The sequence below is a fragment of the Lewinellaceae bacterium genome (genome assembly GCA_020636105.1).
Classification (GTDB): Bacteria; Bacteroidota; Bacteroidia; order Chitinophagales; family Saprospiraceae; genus BCD1.
Window position 1 is genome coordinate 486,776 of the sequence record JACJYL010000001.1, and the last position, 15,370, is coordinate 502,145.

12 protein-coding genes are annotated in these 15,370 nt (G+C 42.4%); 8 read left to right on the plus strand and 4 right to left on the minus strand.

Features of this window, described 5'->3' with window-relative positions:
- Window positions 1–61 precede the first annotated feature (61 nt).
- Window positions 62–490 carry a VOC family protein gene (locus H6571_01800; protein MCB9322449.1) on the plus strand — a complete coding sequence of 143 codons (429 nt, stop codon included), beginning with the start codon at window positions 62–64 and terminating at the stop codon, window positions 488–490.
- Between the two features lie 111 nt (window positions 491–601).
- On the opposite strand, the gene H6571_01805 is transcribed toward H6571_01800, so the two are convergent.
- From H6571_01805 to rlmH, 4 genes are all read right to left on the minus strand, one after another.
- On the minus strand, window positions 602–1,207 hold the full coding sequence (locus H6571_01805) for a thioredoxin family protein (protein MCB9322450.1): 606 nt from the start codon (window positions 1,205–1,207) through the stop codon (window positions 602–604).
- A gap of 2 nt (window positions 1,208–1,209) precedes the next feature.
- A complete protein-coding gene (locus H6571_01810) occupies window positions 1,210–1,725 on the minus strand; it encodes a TlpA family protein disulfide reductase (GenBank protein ID MCB9322451.1) in 516 nt (171 codons plus the stop codon).
- A gap of 95 nt (window positions 1,726–1,820) precedes the next feature.
- Window positions 1,821–2,918, minus strand: a complete 1,098-nt coding sequence (ychF, locus tag H6571_01815) for a redox-regulated ATPase YchF (protein MCB9322452.1) — start codon at window positions 2,916–2,918, stop codon at window positions 1,821–1,823.
- Window positions 2,919–3,199: 281 nt separating this feature from the next.
- On the minus strand, window positions 3,200–3,676 hold the full coding sequence (gene rlmH, locus H6571_01820) for a 23S rRNA (pseudouridine(1915)-N(3))-methyltransferase RlmH (GenBank protein ID MCB9322453.1): 477 nt from the start codon (window positions 3,674–3,676) through the stop codon (window positions 3,200–3,202).
- Window positions 3,677–4,102: 426 nt separating this feature from the next.
- Between rlmH and H6571_01825 the strand changes: the two genes are divergently transcribed.
- The 7 genes from H6571_01825 to H6571_01855 all read left to right on the plus strand — a co-directional run bounded on the left by H6571_01825 (window position 4,103) and on the right by H6571_01855 (window position 15,370).
- Complete coding sequence (locus tag H6571_01825) at window positions 4,103–5,470, plus strand: PDZ domain-containing protein (protein MCB9322454.1); 1,368 nt, start codon at window positions 4,103–4,105, stop codon at window positions 5,468–5,470.
- Window positions 5,471–5,583: 113 nt separating this feature from the next.
- Window positions 5,584–6,360: an SDR family oxidoreductase gene (locus tag H6571_01830; protein ID MCB9322455.1), complete on the plus strand. Its 777-nt coding sequence runs from the start codon at window positions 5,584–5,586 to the stop codon at window positions 6,358–6,360.
- Between the two features lie 512 nt (window positions 6,361–6,872).
- Window positions 6,873–8,609 (plus strand): NAD(P)H-dependent oxidoreductase subunit E, encoded by a 1,737-nt coding sequence (locus H6571_01835; protein MCB9322456.1) that lies wholly within the window; start codon window positions 6,873–6,875, stop codon window positions 8,607–8,609.
- On the plus strand, window positions 8,606–9,877 hold the full coding sequence (locus tag H6571_01840) for a (2Fe-2S)-binding protein (protein ID MCB9322457.1): 1,272 nt from the start codon (window positions 8,606–8,608) through the stop codon (window positions 9,875–9,877). The genes H6571_01835 and H6571_01840 overlap by 4 nt, the downstream gene beginning before the upstream one ends.
- Window positions 9,878–9,923: 46 nt before the next feature.
- The gene (locus H6571_01845) at window positions 9,924–11,375 is read left to right on the plus strand and encodes a Ni/Fe hydrogenase subunit alpha (protein MCB9322458.1); all 1,452 of its coding nucleotides are present in this window, start codon (window positions 9,924–9,926) and stop codon (window positions 11,373–11,375) included.
- Window positions 11,356–11,823: a hydrogenase maturation protease gene (locus H6571_01850; protein ID MCB9322459.1), complete on the plus strand. Its 468-nt coding sequence runs from the start codon at window positions 11,356–11,358 to the stop codon at window positions 11,821–11,823. Before H6571_01845 ends, H6571_01850 begins: the two co-directional genes overlap by 20 nt.
- A 283-nt stretch (window positions 11,824–12,106) precedes the next feature.
- Window positions 12,107–15,370 (plus strand): hypothetical protein, encoded by a 3,264-nt coding sequence (locus tag H6571_01855; GenBank protein ID MCB9322460.1) that lies wholly within the window; start codon window positions 12,107–12,109, stop codon window positions 15,368–15,370.

Below are 15,370 nucleotides of genomic sequence, written 5' to 3' on the forward strand. Positions count from 1 at the left end.
TTTAATACTTTTTTACCTTTTAAACTATCTTCATTGTCTTAAATAAATTTAATGCAAAAATATGAACCTCAATCCCTTTCATCTCGCTGTTCCGGTTCGTGACCTTGAAGAAGCACGATCTTTTTATGGTCAATTATTGGGCTGTGAAGAAGGCCGCAGCTCAGACAGCTGGATCGATTTTAATTTTTTCGGACACCAGTTTGTCGTCCATTTGAATAGAACTTTGGGCAAAGACGGCTCTAATGCCTCCATCCATAACCCTGTTGATGGTCACGGCGTTCCTGTGCCACATTTTGGTATTGTGCTGACGATGAAAGATTGGGAAAAACTTGCTGAATCAATGCGCGGCAAGGTGGAATTTGTGATAGAACCTTATATCCGGTTCAAAGGGCAGGTAGGGGAGCAGGCCACCATGTTTTTTTATGATCCCTCCGGCAATGCTTTGGAGTTTAAAGCCTTTAAGGATATCAATCAACTGTTCGCCAAATAAAAAAGAAGAGGCTGTTTACTTTATGTGTGGTAAAAGAATCCGTTTTGCAGGTTCTATCCGTTTGCGTCGAAATCAACACCAACACTTATGAAACAGCCTCTCCTTTTATTTTTATAGAGATTTAATGGAACAGCCTATAGCTTTTGTAAAACTCGGATTAGGTTCCTGCCCGTTCTCTATGGCCTTAATAGCTTCAGCAACATACCGAACATTCACTGCCTCTGGGTCACGGGCACTATCATCAATGGCCCCGATGTAACGAACTTTCCTTGTTTTATCCAACAAAAACACATGAGGTGTTCTGGAAGCACCATAGTCAGGATAAACATGCTGTCCTTCATCAAACAGGTATTTAAAGGGGAAATTTTTCTCCTTGGCTCTTTCAATCATTTTATCAAAACTGTCGCCAGGTTGTGCGGCCGGATCATTGGGGTTGATCGCAATTACAGGCCATCCTTTTGGTGCCATTTCATTATGCAAAGCAATGAGCCTGTCTTCATATAAAACAGCGTAGGGACAAGTGTTGCAAGTGAAAGTAACGATCCAGCCTTTGATCTCTTCTGAAGGTTCAAAACTGAAATTTTTTCCGTCCACGCCTTTGAGGTCAATCTGCGGAGCGATGTCTCCAACCTGGAGCCCTTCTACTGGTTTGTCGGTGAGCGACATCATTACAGCAGAAAGCAATAAAATGCCAAATAATACAGGTAATTTCTTCATTTTTAATGGTTTATAAATTGTTCAACAATAGTATCCAGAGCATTGAAATTTTCAAATTCCTTTAATGTCAATTTCCTTTTTTCTGCCTGGTAGACCAGGGTAATCGGAATGGCTCCATCCCATGAGGGGTCCACTTTGTCAATCCAGTCGTTGAAAGCACCGTCAGTCAGCACCACGACCTTAGACTTTAATTGATTTTTTTCAATAAAGGGGAGCAATTTTGATTTGATTTGCTTTGGAAAATCCAGACTCACCAAAATGATGCTGATCTTTTCTCCGGCATATTTTTCGTGTAATTGCTCAAAGTAAGGAAGTTCTTTGACGCATGGGCCGCACCAGGTTGCCCAAAAATTGATGATATAGGTGGTGTCATTTTCTTGATGGAGCAGGTGTTCCATGTCGGAAAAATGCTCGTAAATAGTCACAGGAAGCAGAGTTGAGTCCAATGTGTCTGATTGAGCTTGCAGCCAGGAAGCAGAAACCATTATAAAAAAGGAAACCCTGATTAGTAAATTCATAAGTTGAGCCAATAATCTTTGTAGCGGAAATGCTCATTAAAAACGGCTTTAGCTTCTGAATAGTTTAATTCTTGCTCAATAATTTTTTGGAGCTTTTAAACATTAAATCTAAAGTGCATGACATCGCCGTCCTGAACCACATATTCTTTGCCTTCAATATGTAATTTACCCACTTCCTTTACCGCAGCTTCGGAGCCATATTGTACATAATCGTCATAATGAATGACTTCTGCGCGGATAAATCCTTTTTCAAAGTCAGAATGGATAACACCTGCTGCTTTGGGGGCTTTGTCCCCTTTATGGACCGTCCAGGCGCGCACTTCCTTCTCTCCGGCAGTAAAATAGGTGATGAGGTGCAGTAATTTATAGCTGGCCATGATGAGTTTATTGACCCCGGGTTCATGCAATCCCAACTCTTCCAAAAATTCAAGACGTTCTTCTTTGGATTCCAACTGGGCAATTTCTGCCTCCATTTCTGCACTGATGTAAATGACTTCGGCATCTTCTTTGGCTACAGCTTCTTCGAGCATTTTTGTGTAAGCATTACCTTCTATCACGGCATCTTCGTCCACATTACACACATATAAGATTGGTTTGGCCGTCAGCAACATCATATCATTAAAGATATCCAGTTCATCATCTTCCAGTTCCAGCTCCCTTGCAGGACGCTCACTTTCGAGATGTTTGAGGATTTTTTCGCCAATCGCCAGTTGCCCAAGTGCATTCTTATCCGCTCCTTTGGAAGCCTTTCGTAGCTTGTCCACCCTTTTTTCCGCAGTTTCAATGTCTTTGAGGAGCAACTCCATATCGATCACTTCTTTGTCACTCAAAGGGTTCACCGCTCCGTCGACATGTACCACATTGTCATTATCAAAACAGCGAACGACATGAATAATGGCGTCCACCTCACGAATATTGGAAAGGAACTGGTTCCCCAATCCTTCTCCCTGGCTGGCTCCTTTGATCAGCCCGGCAATATCCAGGATTTCAATGGTCGTCGGAAGAATACGTTGTGGCTTTACGAAAACGGCCAGCTGATCCAAACGGCTATCCGGAACGGTTATGACCCCCACATTGGGGTCTTTGGTGGCAAAAGGATAGTTTGCCGCAAGCGCTTTCGCTGAAGTCAGTGCATTAAACAAGGTAGATTTTCCTACATTTGGAAGGCCGACAATTCCACATTTCAAAGCCATATTCGAAGTTGTTTTTAGTTGATAATACCCTTAGAAAATGGGCATTTACTTTAAAGCGGCGCAAAGATAGATTTTTTACCAGTAACGATTGTGCTTTGGTCTGAAAAATTAAATATTGGTTTAAAAGGGCTCAAGTGGAGCGCAGCGAAATCACGTACCGCAGGTCGGGGTGGTTCCAATTGTTCAAATTGTTCAAGTGGAGCTCAGCGGAATCGTACCGTAGTCGGGAAAGTTCAAGAAACTACCAATTTATTTAATCCAACCAGCAACCCGCAACAAGGTTACCCCTCATTATGGTACTTTTCGTTTCTGAGTATAGTCATGGCCCGGTACAATTGCTCGGTAAAAAACAACCGAATCATCTGATGGGAAAAAGTCATGTCGGAAAGGGAAAGCTGGCTATTGGCACGCTGATAAACCTCTTGGGAGAAACCAAAAGCGCCGCCTACCTGGAAAATGATACGTTTGTAGGATTGCTGTAATAATTTACTGAGAAAACCGGCAAATTGGACAGAGGAAAAAGTCTTTCCTTTCTCGTCCAATAAAATCAGGCAATCATCGGGATTGATCTTTTGGAGGATCATTTTGCCTTCCTGGTCTTTAAGCTGTTCAGGGCTCAGTTTTCCAGCCTGTTTGATGTCGGGTAAAACTTCCATGGCATAGGGAAGATAGTGACCGATCCTTCTATGATAAATTTCGATGCCCTCCTTTAGGTAAGCTTCGTTGGTTTTTCCTACAACTCTGAACTCAATTTTCATAAGAAATAATTTTGCCGGTTGGCTGAATGCTTTCCTGCAAAGAACGCTAAACTCCCAATAAAAAAAAAGGCCGGTTGAAATAATCAACCGGCCGGCTTCCCTGTAATTGGGATATTTAATCACCTGTCAAACTTTGTTCTTTGCGAATTCATTCATCCGACTTTACCCTTTTGACGTCATTTTTATCAAAAGGATTACTTTCCACCGGTTAAGGTTTGGTTAAAAAAACAAAAGTTTTTGTTAAGGATTTTTTATTTGGTTCGTCTTACTTAAAATCAGAGCAAAAAAATTCTCATAAAATTGTGATTAGGTTGCAACGTTCAGTTTTTCTTTTTGTCTCTTTTTTTATAATTAGGTAGATATTGAGGTTCGTTTTTGGGCGAACCTTGATTCAACCGGTTTTTTAATCACCTAAATTTGTCAAAAATGAAAAGTTTTAACATCCGACTGTTAAGTTTAATCTTAGTATTGTCACTCGCGCTTACAACGACTTTTGCCCAAAACCAATCCCCTTCTCAAATGGTCATCATCCAAAAAGTCGAAAACACTGACGGGACCACCTCCACTGTAAAGAAAATCATCTCAGACAAAGCAGAACTCAAGGCAGCTCTTGAAGGGTTGGGAACATTGGACGCCAAAGATGTAAACCTGCATTTTGTCACTGAAGATACAAAGACTGAAGATACCGACACCGATAATGAAGATATGATTATGTTTATTCGCAAGGCAAAAGATAAAAATGCCGAAGCTAACCAGGAATTTGAATCCTTGAAGATTTTCATGTCTGACGAAATCACTAATGTCAGGCTTGACGATGCTCCTATTGCGGAAAAGGAGAAAATAACAAAACCTTTGCTCGGAGTTTATATCGACGAGTCACGAAATGGTGACGGGGTTAAACTTACCGGTGTGGTTAATGGAAAAGGATCTGAGAAAGCCGGTTTGAAGTCAGGCGATATTATTACTCATATCAACGGGCAGGCTGTGAATAATGTGTATGATCTTAGAAATGAGCTCAATAAATACCTGCCTGGAGCAAGTGTCAATGTTAACTATTCCCGGGATGGACAGGTGGCCGACACGCAGGTTAATTTGTCAGAAAGTACTACCTGGCAAACCAAACGCAATCCCTGTAAGGTATTTATCGGAGTACAGTTGGGGGGGCATAATTTTGCCGGTCGCGGGGTGAATATTGACGGGATCATTCCAGGATGGCCGGCTGAAAAAGCAGGACTGCGGGCCGGGGACGTTATTGTAGCCCTCGATGATGCGGAGGTCAATACCTTCGACGAACTCCTCACTGAGCGCAACAAACACACTCCCGGAGAATTTTTTACCCTTTCCATTTTGAGGGAAGGAAACGAAATAGATATTGATGGTCAATTCCTCGTATGCCAGGAAGAAGAAGGATCGCCGGAAGCGTTTGTTGAAGAGGAAGATGCCACCGAAGTTGACCCCGTAATGGAGATTCCAGAAGATATACCCACTACAGTGGAAAACGGTCCTTTAGATAATGAAATTGATGGGGCACTTAAACTGGAAGCTTACCGGGCTTTTCCCAACCCAACATATGGTAAAGTGAAAATTCAGTTTATCGCTGAAGAAGGCCCCACAACCATACAGGTAGTGGATGTTTCAGGCAAAGTCCTTTATAAAGAACAGCTGAGACATTTTGACGGATATTACAATAAAGAGATAGACATCAAGGACGGGACCCCCGGAACCGTTGTCCTGTATATCAGCCAGAACGGAAAAACGGTTTACAAAAAACTGGTATTGATGCCTAGAGCATAAATGGTTAATTTATTCTTATAAATTTGAAAAGCCTGTGACCTGGTCATGGGCTTTTCCTGTTTTATCGCTAAATTTACGGGTATCTTTTTTGTTTTGTATCAAAATAGCATAGAATGGATCGTTGGAGCCTGAAAGGTAAAAAAGCCCTCGTGACGGGAGGAACAAAAGGAATTGGGGCAGCCATAGTAAAGGAATTGCTGGAATTGGGTGCTGAGGTTTGTATGGTATCGAGAAGCCTTGAAGACATCGATCATCAGATCGCGGAATACCATCAACAAAATTACAGCCTTTCCAGATTCCAGGGAGACATGAGTATTCCGGATGACCGACTCAGGCTAGTCGGGTTCATACAACACCAATGGGGAACGCTTGATATTCTGGTGAATAACGTCGGAACAAACATCCGCAAGAGGGCTGAAGATTATTCCTTTGAAGATTACCAAAAAATAATGGATACGAACCTCACTTCCTGTTTTGATCTTTCCATTAAATTTTATACCCTGTTAAAAAATGCCGGTCAGGCAAGTATCGTCAATATCTCTTCAGTCGCTGGAATCCTGCATTTGCAAACAGGTGCCGTTTATGGCATGACCAAAGCCGCTATGAATCAATTATCCCGAAACCTGGCCGCGGAGTGGGCCGGTGATGGCATCAGGGTCAATAGCGTGGCTCCATGGTATATTCAGACTCCATTGGCAGAAACTGTGCTGAAAAACGAAACCTACAAATCAGCTGTCCTGAAAAGAACCCCTTTGAAAAGAGTAGGGGAGCCCGAAGAAGTAGCGGCTGTGGTGGCTTTCCTTTGTATGCCAGCCGCCAGTTACGTGACCGGACAATGCATTAGTGTGGATGGTGGATTTACCATTTATGGGTTTAATCCAGGGGCGTAATCATTCCCTTTTTTCCCGCGAACTGTCTCCTAATTGTTTTTTTCAGCCTTTTAAAATCACGGAAATTTGTAGTTTCGGAATGATTGATTGAAGTCATTTGGTTTTAGTGATTTTCGTCATTGAAAAGATCCCAATATTTATTGAACATTAGGTCATTGACAAATTAAATTTTGAATTAAATGAATAAAATTTCATGTTTTTTATTAAAATTTTGAATGTCATTTTAATTCTTGATTTTAATTTTAAATATTTTAAATTTTGCAGTCATTGATATTTTGAGCTGAAGACTCAGCAAACAGGCAAATAAGAATATACAATTGACCATTTTTCAGATAACCTGTATTTTATAAAAAGAACCGATTTAAACCGAACTTTTATCTTTCTTTTTCGATTGCGCTTTGTCTGAAAAAATTACTTCTACCTTCTAAAGAACACCCTTCTTTCCTGTTGCCGGTGACTGACTACTATTAACTGTTGGTACCTATTTTTTTTGTGATTGAAAAAAGCACATTATGGCAGCAATTCAATTAAGACAAGACAGAACCCAGATTCTTAATTATCTGTGGGATTTGCAAAACGACAAAGGATACATTAGCGATTCCGATGTCCGCAGACTTTCCAGGGAATTGGATTTCTCGGTGGTTGAAGTAGAAGGGATATTGTCCTTCTATCACTTTTTCCATCGTGAGCCCACCGGAAAGTATATTATTTACCTGAATAACAGCATAGTTTCCGAGGTCAAAGGATTTGAGAAAATTAAAGAAGCTTTTGAAAAAGAAACCGGAGGGAAATTTGGAGGCGTTGATCCCACGGGCACTTTCGGGTTATTTGAAACCTCCTGTATCGGACTCAGCGACCAGGAACCTGCAGCACTCATCAATTTTGAGCCATTTGTCAATCTTACTCCCGCAAAAGTCAAAAAGATCATCCTTGCCATTCGAAATGGTGAAGACATCAAAAAGATCAGAGACGAGGTAGTTGATAATATTTATTCCCTGACCAGCGACCCTGTTTTTTTCAGGCCTTACACTATTGGTTCCGCCTTAAAAAAATTGATAAAATTGAGCCCGGAGCAAGTCATTGACATCGTTAAGGAATCCGGCCTTTCAGGCATGGGGGGAGCTTTCTTTCCAACAGGAGTAAAGTGGCAGTTTTGCCGCAGAAATATGTCTTTCCAAAAATATATTATCTGCAATGCTGATGAAGGTGAACCCGGTACTTTTAAAGACAGGGCGCTGTTGCAACAGGTTCCCGGCAGAGTAATCGAAGGAATGATCATCGGTGCTTTTGCCATTGGTGCCAGCAAAGGTATTATCTACCTGCGTGCCGAGTACAAATACCTTTTGCCTAAACTAGAGGCAACCCTTGAACAATTCAGAGATATAGGCTTGTTGGGAGAAAATATCCTAGGTAAGGATGGCTTTGATTTTGATATTAGAATTCAGCTGGGAGCCGGTGCCTATATTTGCGGCGAAGAAACGGCCCTGATCGAATCCCTTGAAGGAGAAAGGGGAGGCCCGCGGACTAAAGTGTATTTCCCGGTAGAAAAGGGCTTGTTTAATAAACCGACCGTAGTGAATAATGTGGAAACTTTCTGTGCGGTATCCAATATTTTAGATTTGGGCCCGAAAGATTTCAACAGAAGAGGAACAGAGATTTCAAAAGGAACAAAGTTGCTCTCCATTTCCGGACATTGTAAAAAACCGGGTATTTATGAAATTGAATGGGGGGTGAAAATTAAAGATATTCTGGCTGGGTGCGGCGCCCAGGATCCCTATTTCATCCAGGTTAGTGGTCCCTCTGGAAAACCTATCCGGGCAACAGAAGTGGATCGCACTATATGTACCGAAGATATCTTGTGTGGCGGGTCTTTTATGATCTTTAATTCAAAAACAGACGTTTTTGATATTCTTAGAAACTTTTCCAAATTTTTCATTAACGAATCCTGTGGCCTATGTACTCCTTGTCGCGCAGGAAACTTCCTTGTCGGCCAAAAATTATCACGTATCAGGAAAGGCCTGGAACAGGAAAAAGTATTGAGCGAAATTATTAGCTGGAGTCAGATTATCAAAGCTGCAAGCCGCTGTGGACTTGGAAAAACTTCTACCAATTTCATCATCGAAACCATTGAAAAATTTCCCGAAGTATTCGAGGGGAAATTGTTAAAAGATGAAGGACAGAAAGAATTTAATGTAACAGAGGCCACACAAGCTTACCTTAATTACACCAATAAAATTAATAAATCATGATGAACGAACTCATAAAGCTTAAAATAGATGGCAAAGAGATTGAAGCTATTGAAGGTCGACCATTGGTGGAGGTAGCCAGAGAAAACGGCATCAATATTCCGACGCTTTGTCATTTTAAAGATATTTATCCCCCGTTATCAACCTGCCGCATCTGTACCTGCAAAATTGATGGCAGAATGGATACGGCCTGTACAACTAACGTTAGGAACGGCATGGAAGTAGATGTCAGCTCTCCTGAAATAGCAGATATAAGAAAAGCAGTGGTTGAAATGTTGTTTGCAGAAGGAAACCACAATTGTCCTGCGTGTACCAAGAGTGGAAATTGTGACCTTCAAAGAAGGGGATATGAAATGGGATTGTCCATTTCCAGGTTCCCACACCTTTTTAAACGTCGTCCGCGTGATTTTAGCATGGAAAGAATTTTCATGGAACACAACCGCTGCGTACTCTGCAAACGGTGTATTGAATTAATCAAAACAGACGATGGTAAAAACGTTTTCTCCTTCCAAAACAGAGGACATAAAGTTTTGGTGGGCATCGATTATGAACTGGAGCGGGAATTAAGTGATGAAAAGATTGAACTGGCCAGGGATATTTGTCCCGTGGGAGCTATTCTGGTGAAAGGAAAAACAGGAGCTACTCCTTTTGGGGTACGTAAATTTGACCTTGACCAGGATATGAAATACGTACCTACCCAGGAATTGAAAGTCAATTTGCCTAAGGATAAAAAACCGGTTATTGCTACTACATCGCTTGCCGGTTGCTTCGGGTGCCATATGTCTATCCTTGATATCGATACTGAATTGCTCGACATCATCGAATTGGTTGAATTCAATAAGTCTCCCCTGACAGATATCAAAAAATTCACTAAACGGTGTGATATAGGAATTATCGAAGGCGGTATTGCCAACAATGAGAACATTGAAGTGCTGAAAGCCTTCCGGGATAATTGTGATATTCTGATTGGTCTGGGAGAATGTGCCATCTGGGGTGGGCTGCCTGCCATGAGGAATATCGTACCGCTGGAAGAATGCCTGGAAGAAGCTTATTTACACTCAGTAACAAGTGAGGCCGGGGCAAATATAATCCCGAGAAGCGACGATATCCCAAGATTACTTGATAAGGTTTATTCAACCAATGATATTGTTAAAATAGACTATTTCATTCCGGGTTGCCCACCTAATGCTGATCACATCTGGAAAGTGGTGAAAAGTGTATTGTCCGGTGAGCAAATTCCAATTTCTTACAAAGAATTCAAATACGATTGATTTTAAGCAAACCATTCGTTTTTTGAATTAACATAAAAGCAATAATATGAAAAATAAAATAGTCATTGATCCGGTAACCAGAGTGGAAGGTCATGGAAAGGTGACCATCAATCTGGATGAAAACGGTAAGGTTAAAGATTCTTTTTTCCATATAGTTGAATTCAGGGGTTTTGAAAAATTCATCCAGGGACATGGATATTGGGCCGTTCCCGTGATAGTGCAAAGACTTTGCGGTATTTGTCCTGTGAGTCACCACCTGGCGGCTGCCAAGGCTATCGATCAAATTGTGGGGATTGATCCTGAAGACTTGTCTCCCACAGCCTATAAATTGAGAAAACTGCTGCATTACGGGCAGGTATTTCAATCCCACGCCTTGCATTTCTTTTACCTGGCTTCCCCTGATTTATTGTTTGGGGTGGAAGCCCCGGTAGAAAAAAGAAATGTGGTAGCCGTTGCCATGGAGCACCGAGAGTTGGCCCGGCAAGGTATTACCATGCGTAAATTCGGTCAGGAAATCATTCGCGCTATTGCCGGAAAAAAAATTCACGGAATCTCTGCGGTTCCGGGGGGCGTTCACAAAAACCTGAGCGTTCATGAAAGAGATTATTTCCTCAATGGAAAGGAAATCGAATCTATTGATACCATGATAGAATGGTCATTGGGTACACTGGAATTCCTCAAATCTTTTCATGTGGCCAACCAGGATTGGATGGATTCTTTCGCCGCCTATAATACCGGGCACCTGGGACTCGTGGGAAAAGATGGAGCCATGGAATTATATGATGGAAACCTCAGAGCTATTGACAGCTCAGGAAAGATCACCCTCAATGACGTTCCTGATTTCCAATATGCCGATTATTTCGCCGAAGAGGTGAAATCATGGTCTTACATGAAGTTCCCCTATATTAAACATCTGGGACGTGAAAACGGCTCCAATAGAGTAGGGCCTTTGGCGAGAATAAATATTTGCGACAAAATTAATACGCCCCTGGCAGAAATGGAACGTAGAGAGTTCATGGCCTATACTGGTAATAAGCCGAACAATATGACCATGCACACCCATTTGGCAAGGGTCATAGAAATTCTACATTGTGCGGAAGTTATGAAAGAGTTATTGCACGATGAGGATATTTTAGGAGATGAGTTGGTAAGAAAAGGTACGCAGCGGGAACATGGCGTTGGCATCATCGAAGCACCCCGCGGAACCTTGATTCATGATTATGAGGTAGATAAGTCCGGTAAAGTCCGGAAATGTAATCTCATTGTTTCTACCACGCATAATAATGCGCCTATGAACGAGGCGGTAAACTGGGTAGCAAAAAAGATCTTTGACAAAAAGCAAAAAGTGACCGATGTCATGCTCAATCAAATTGAGGTGGCTATCAGAGCTTATGACCCCTGTCTGAGTTGCGCAACCCACGCGATGGGGCAAATGCCATTGCATGTCGAAATAATTGATTCACAAGGAAATATGATAGATGAAAAATTTAAATCATAAAAAGACTTTTATCATAGGCATCGGCAATAGCGGGAGACAGGATGACGGGTTGGGATGGGCACTATTGGACGAACTGAGCCGCTTTACGGATTTCCAGGGAGAACTGATCTACCGGTACCAGCTAAACATTGAGGATGCAGAATTGATCAAAGAAGCCGAGACGGTTATTTTTGTGGATGCCACGAAAGAGGAGGGGCCTGATTATGCCTTGCAGCCCCTGGAACCGGGGGGAGCCTTTGAATTCACGAGCCATGCTTTGAAGCCTGAAGTGATTTTGGCCCTGTGTCAAAGCCTTTATGAAAAATTCCCCAGTGCCTATACTTTTCTGATCAAAGGCTACGAATGGGAACTGGGAACAGGGCTGACTCCGGATGCCCAACGCAACCTGGAGAGAAGTACCTCCTTTTTCGAAGCCTTGATATTTGGAAAAATGATAGGATTGAAATGATTTAATGATTTATAAGTTCTGTTAAAAAACAACAGGAAACATTTGGCATCCCGGATTTTCTTCATTGAAGATTCGGGATTTTTTTTGCCTTGAAAATACCTGCGAGCTATAGCAATGAATTAAATTCCCTATCTAAACAGCAAAATACGTTTTACCGAATATAGAAAAATTCTGACCGGATTATGGGTAAACCCTGACCGAATAAAGGAATGTCGGGAGCTAAAGGTAAAAAAATCATAAATTGCAACATCTTAATTCATAAACGAAAATGAAAAACTCAATCTTGATATTCATTTTTTTATTGCTTCCCTTTTTCGTTTTTTGCCAAAACAAGGGCATACGGGTTCTTCCCGAAGCTGGGCTGTCCAACCCGATAGGTGATTTCAAAGCGGAAAACGTATTTGCCAAACGCGGGGTTCAGTTTGGGCTGCACCTGGAAAAAATGTGGGGAAAGTTTGGCCTCGGCGTATATGGAGGCATGGATATGAATGACATCCAATTTGATGACGTACTTCCAGCGGGAAATTCAGGCCTTTCCCTCACAAAATCAGAAAACATCGTCCAAAACCAGTGGAAACAATTTCTGGCCGCAGCAGGACCTGTTCTGAAATTGGACCTTTCCAAAAAAATCAATATAGAGCTCACTTCAAAATTGGGACTGGCTAAAGTTTCCTATCCTGATTTTGGAAAATTTCTGGAGGTGGGGGCTCCGCTCAACCAGGCATATACCTTGTATCAAACAAAAAATGAAACGATTGAGCAGAAGCTCAACCCTGTATTGTTTTCTGCCTTGAGAATTAATTTTAAGCTGGCCAAGCGGGTAGACCTTTCCCTTTCCGGGAATTATAAGTTTGTCAAAGATGTCCTCCATTCCTACAGTTTTTTAAATGCAGAATTTACGCCGGAAATGTCCAATGATGCCCTGATTCAAACCTTGCGAACGGCACCAACCTATGCCGAAGTCAGGAAATGCGATTTCAATTCCTTTGGTGTTGCCGTAGGCCTTAGTTTTATTTTTGGCAAAGACAAGCCTAAGGACAAAATGGACCCTCCTGTTCCGGACTACCCGGAAAATGTACCTGTGCAGGATTCCTGTTTGAACAGCCTGATCCGAAACAGTGAGTTCAATATGGGGATCAACAGGGCTTCGGGCACCTCTTTCTGGACCACAGCATACGGGAACCCGGCTTTTCTCAATACCCCAGGTGAGGGTTGTTTTGATCCCGGTTATGTGGAATTTTCAGGAGATCAAAAGGGCGGCGATGCGATCGCACAAAAACTGGATGCAGCGAATGGTATTAAACTGGGAAAGAAATACGTGGTCAATATAGCCGTCCGGTTTTTTGACCAGGCCAACACCCTGGATTATGCCCGGATCCGGGTCATTGCTTTTAACAATGTGCTGCCTTCCACCGGTGCTCATCCTGATCCTGGTCCGAATGTGGCGATCATCGGCAGAAGCGGAAAGATCAAAGATTGCGGTGATTGGTCCATTATTGAGTTCCCGGTCTGGATGGCCAATAAGAATTTTTCAAATATTGCCGTCAATGTTTTCACCAATGACGGTACTACTGCCACTATTCTTATAGACAATATAACCATTTGTGAAGTCAGCAATACCTATGACTGTGATGAACTTCAGGTGGACGCTTCCGGAAAGCCAATAATTCCTCCCGGACCGGGAAATCTTCCTGCGGGGTTTACCTGTATTCCTGAACCCGAGGAAGATGAATTCTATAATGGCGCCTTACAGGACCTGTACGGCGGGCTTTATGGCTATGATGGCACGGACAATTGGTATGCGAATGCTTCCGACAAGTGTTTTTCCATTGGGGGAACCTTGCCCGATGGGATCGCTCAATACAATTGTGATGATAGTTTGAAGATGGCAGGGATCAATATGACGTGTGAGGAATTTAAGAAACTTTTGGACGGGCCCGTTGAAGGTCATTATATCAACGACCTGCCAGCAAACCTGCCGCCCATTGGAAATCTTACTGCTAATTGTTCTGATTATCCATTGCCAAAAGATTTTGGAAATATGGCATTTGGCGGTAAGGATATTATTTATATTCATGGACTATCCCTTGACCATGTTTTTGGCCGAATCCTTAACATTCCACCAGAGGCAGCACTCAATTGGCCTGCTGACCAAACGGAATTTTATGGAAGTGGTTATTATAAAAAGTCAGCCGAAAAGACATGGAAGAACCACATTAAATATTTTGCCACTGACAAAAATTATCTCAACCGGTATTTAGTGGTTTCCTATAATTGTTCACAAAGGCTGGATGTCGCCATTCATAGTGTATTGACCCAAATTCGTGAGGCTATGGAAACGGGCCGGGGGGTTAAAGTCCCCCATCCGAATGACCCCAGGGGGACTGGCTGCTTTGGCAGGGAATATGTCATTATTTCACAGTCCACCGGCGCCATAGTATCGGATGTGGTTCTGGCAGTTGCAGAGAAAACGAAAGCGGACCCTGTTTATGCTGCTAAATATGGGAATCTGGGATTAATTGCGGACAGGTGCAAAGGTCATATTGCTCGTCGGGGTGCTTTCACAGGAAGCGATCTTGCCACCATTTTGGTCGGGATAGCCAACCAGGCCTCGCCAACGGCGACTATTTTGGCAACGGCTATGGCTTTGCAGCAGGATGACCCTATTGTTGATGTCAGGTTTAATTATCCTGTCATCCGGCAAAGCATCCTGGTAGATTTAATCCCGAGCTATACACGGAGCCATTGGGGCCCCTATATGGATCATGTCCCGGTTCCGGTACTTACTGTAACCGGCGGTCACCCATCATTTATATCAGAGAATCAATTGGCGTTAACCAATTTATCGGGCTTGATCGGGGTGCCTCAAAATGTGGTTCAGGCAGCGGCTTTGAGTATGAAACATGTTATTCACCCGGGGTATGATGATGGTGTCATAACCATGGATTGTGCTTCTGCGAGAAAAAATACTTATTCAAGTCAGTCCAATTTTAAACCAACGAAACTGGTCAAAGTATTTGATATGGGGATACCAACAGCCCGGGCCATTTCTTATTTCGTTGACCAGAGGCTTCCATTGGATCCTCTTAAATTTGGCGCTGCAAGCTCCCCTTTCCTGTCCCCGACAGGGATGGTTCAGCCGGTGTCATCTTATGCCATGAACACACCCTATAACAACCACTATTCCTTTATCCAGGCAGCAAGTGAGCACTGGATAAAAAAAGATGCTTCACAATGTTGCGATTATAATACCACCGCGCTAGGCGGCAGTCCTAATAATGAAGAAGAGCTGGTCGTGAATGACGTCAGTTTATATAATCCTGTTACCGGAATTATTGACCCTGCCATTATCCCCCAAATGGGGGAGTTTATAGTAGGAGAATATATTTGGGTACCCGATTCCATAAAATTTAAAAAAAAGGGACTGATCTGGATACCGGTCGTTCATTTCAAGCCATTATATATTTGGAAAAGAACATATCATAAATTTAGAGACCCCGGGTTATACGATTGTGATTACGTGTACAAATACCTGTTTAAGAACTGA

Excerpts from the sequence above, each read along its gene's own strand:
- H6571_01800 (MCB9322449.1), top strand. The coding sequence starts at position 62 with ATGAACCTCAATCCCTTTCATCTCGCTGTTCCGGTTCGTGACCTTGAA.
- H6571_01805 (MCB9322450.1), bottom strand. The coding sequence starts at position 1,207 with ATGAAGAAATTACCTGTATTATTTGGCATTTTATTGCTTTCTGCTGTA.
- H6571_01810 (MCB9322451.1), bottom strand. The coding sequence starts at position 1,725 with ATGAATTTACTAATCAGGGTTTCCTTTTTTATAATGGTTTCTGCTTCC.
- ychF (MCB9322452.1), bottom strand. The coding sequence starts at position 2,918 with ATGGCTTTGAAATGTGGAATTGTCGGCCTTCCAAATGTAGGAAAATCT.
- rlmH (MCB9322453.1), bottom strand. The coding sequence starts at position 3,676 with ATGAAAATTGAGTTCAGAGTTGTAGGAAAAACCAACGAAGCTTACCTA.
- H6571_01825 (MCB9322454.1), top strand. The coding sequence starts at position 4,103 with ATGAAAAGTTTTAACATCCGACTGTTAAGTTTAATCTTAGTATTGTCA.
- H6571_01830 (MCB9322455.1), top strand. The coding sequence starts at position 5,584 with ATGGATCGTTGGAGCCTGAAAGGTAAAAAAGCCCTCGTGACGGGAGGA.
- H6571_01835 (MCB9322456.1), top strand. The coding sequence starts at position 6,873 with ATGGCAGCAATTCAATTAAGACAAGACAGAACCCAGATTCTTAATTAT.
- H6571_01840 (MCB9322457.1), top strand. The coding sequence starts at position 8,606 with ATGATGAACGAACTCATAAAGCTTAAAATAGATGGCAAAGAGATTGAA.
- H6571_01845 (MCB9322458.1), top strand. The coding sequence starts at position 9,924 with ATGAAAAATAAAATAGTCATTGATCCGGTAACCAGAGTGGAAGGTCAT.
- H6571_01850 (MCB9322459.1), top strand. The coding sequence starts at position 11,356 with ATGAAAAATTTAAATCATAAAAAGACTTTTATCATAGGCATCGGCAAT.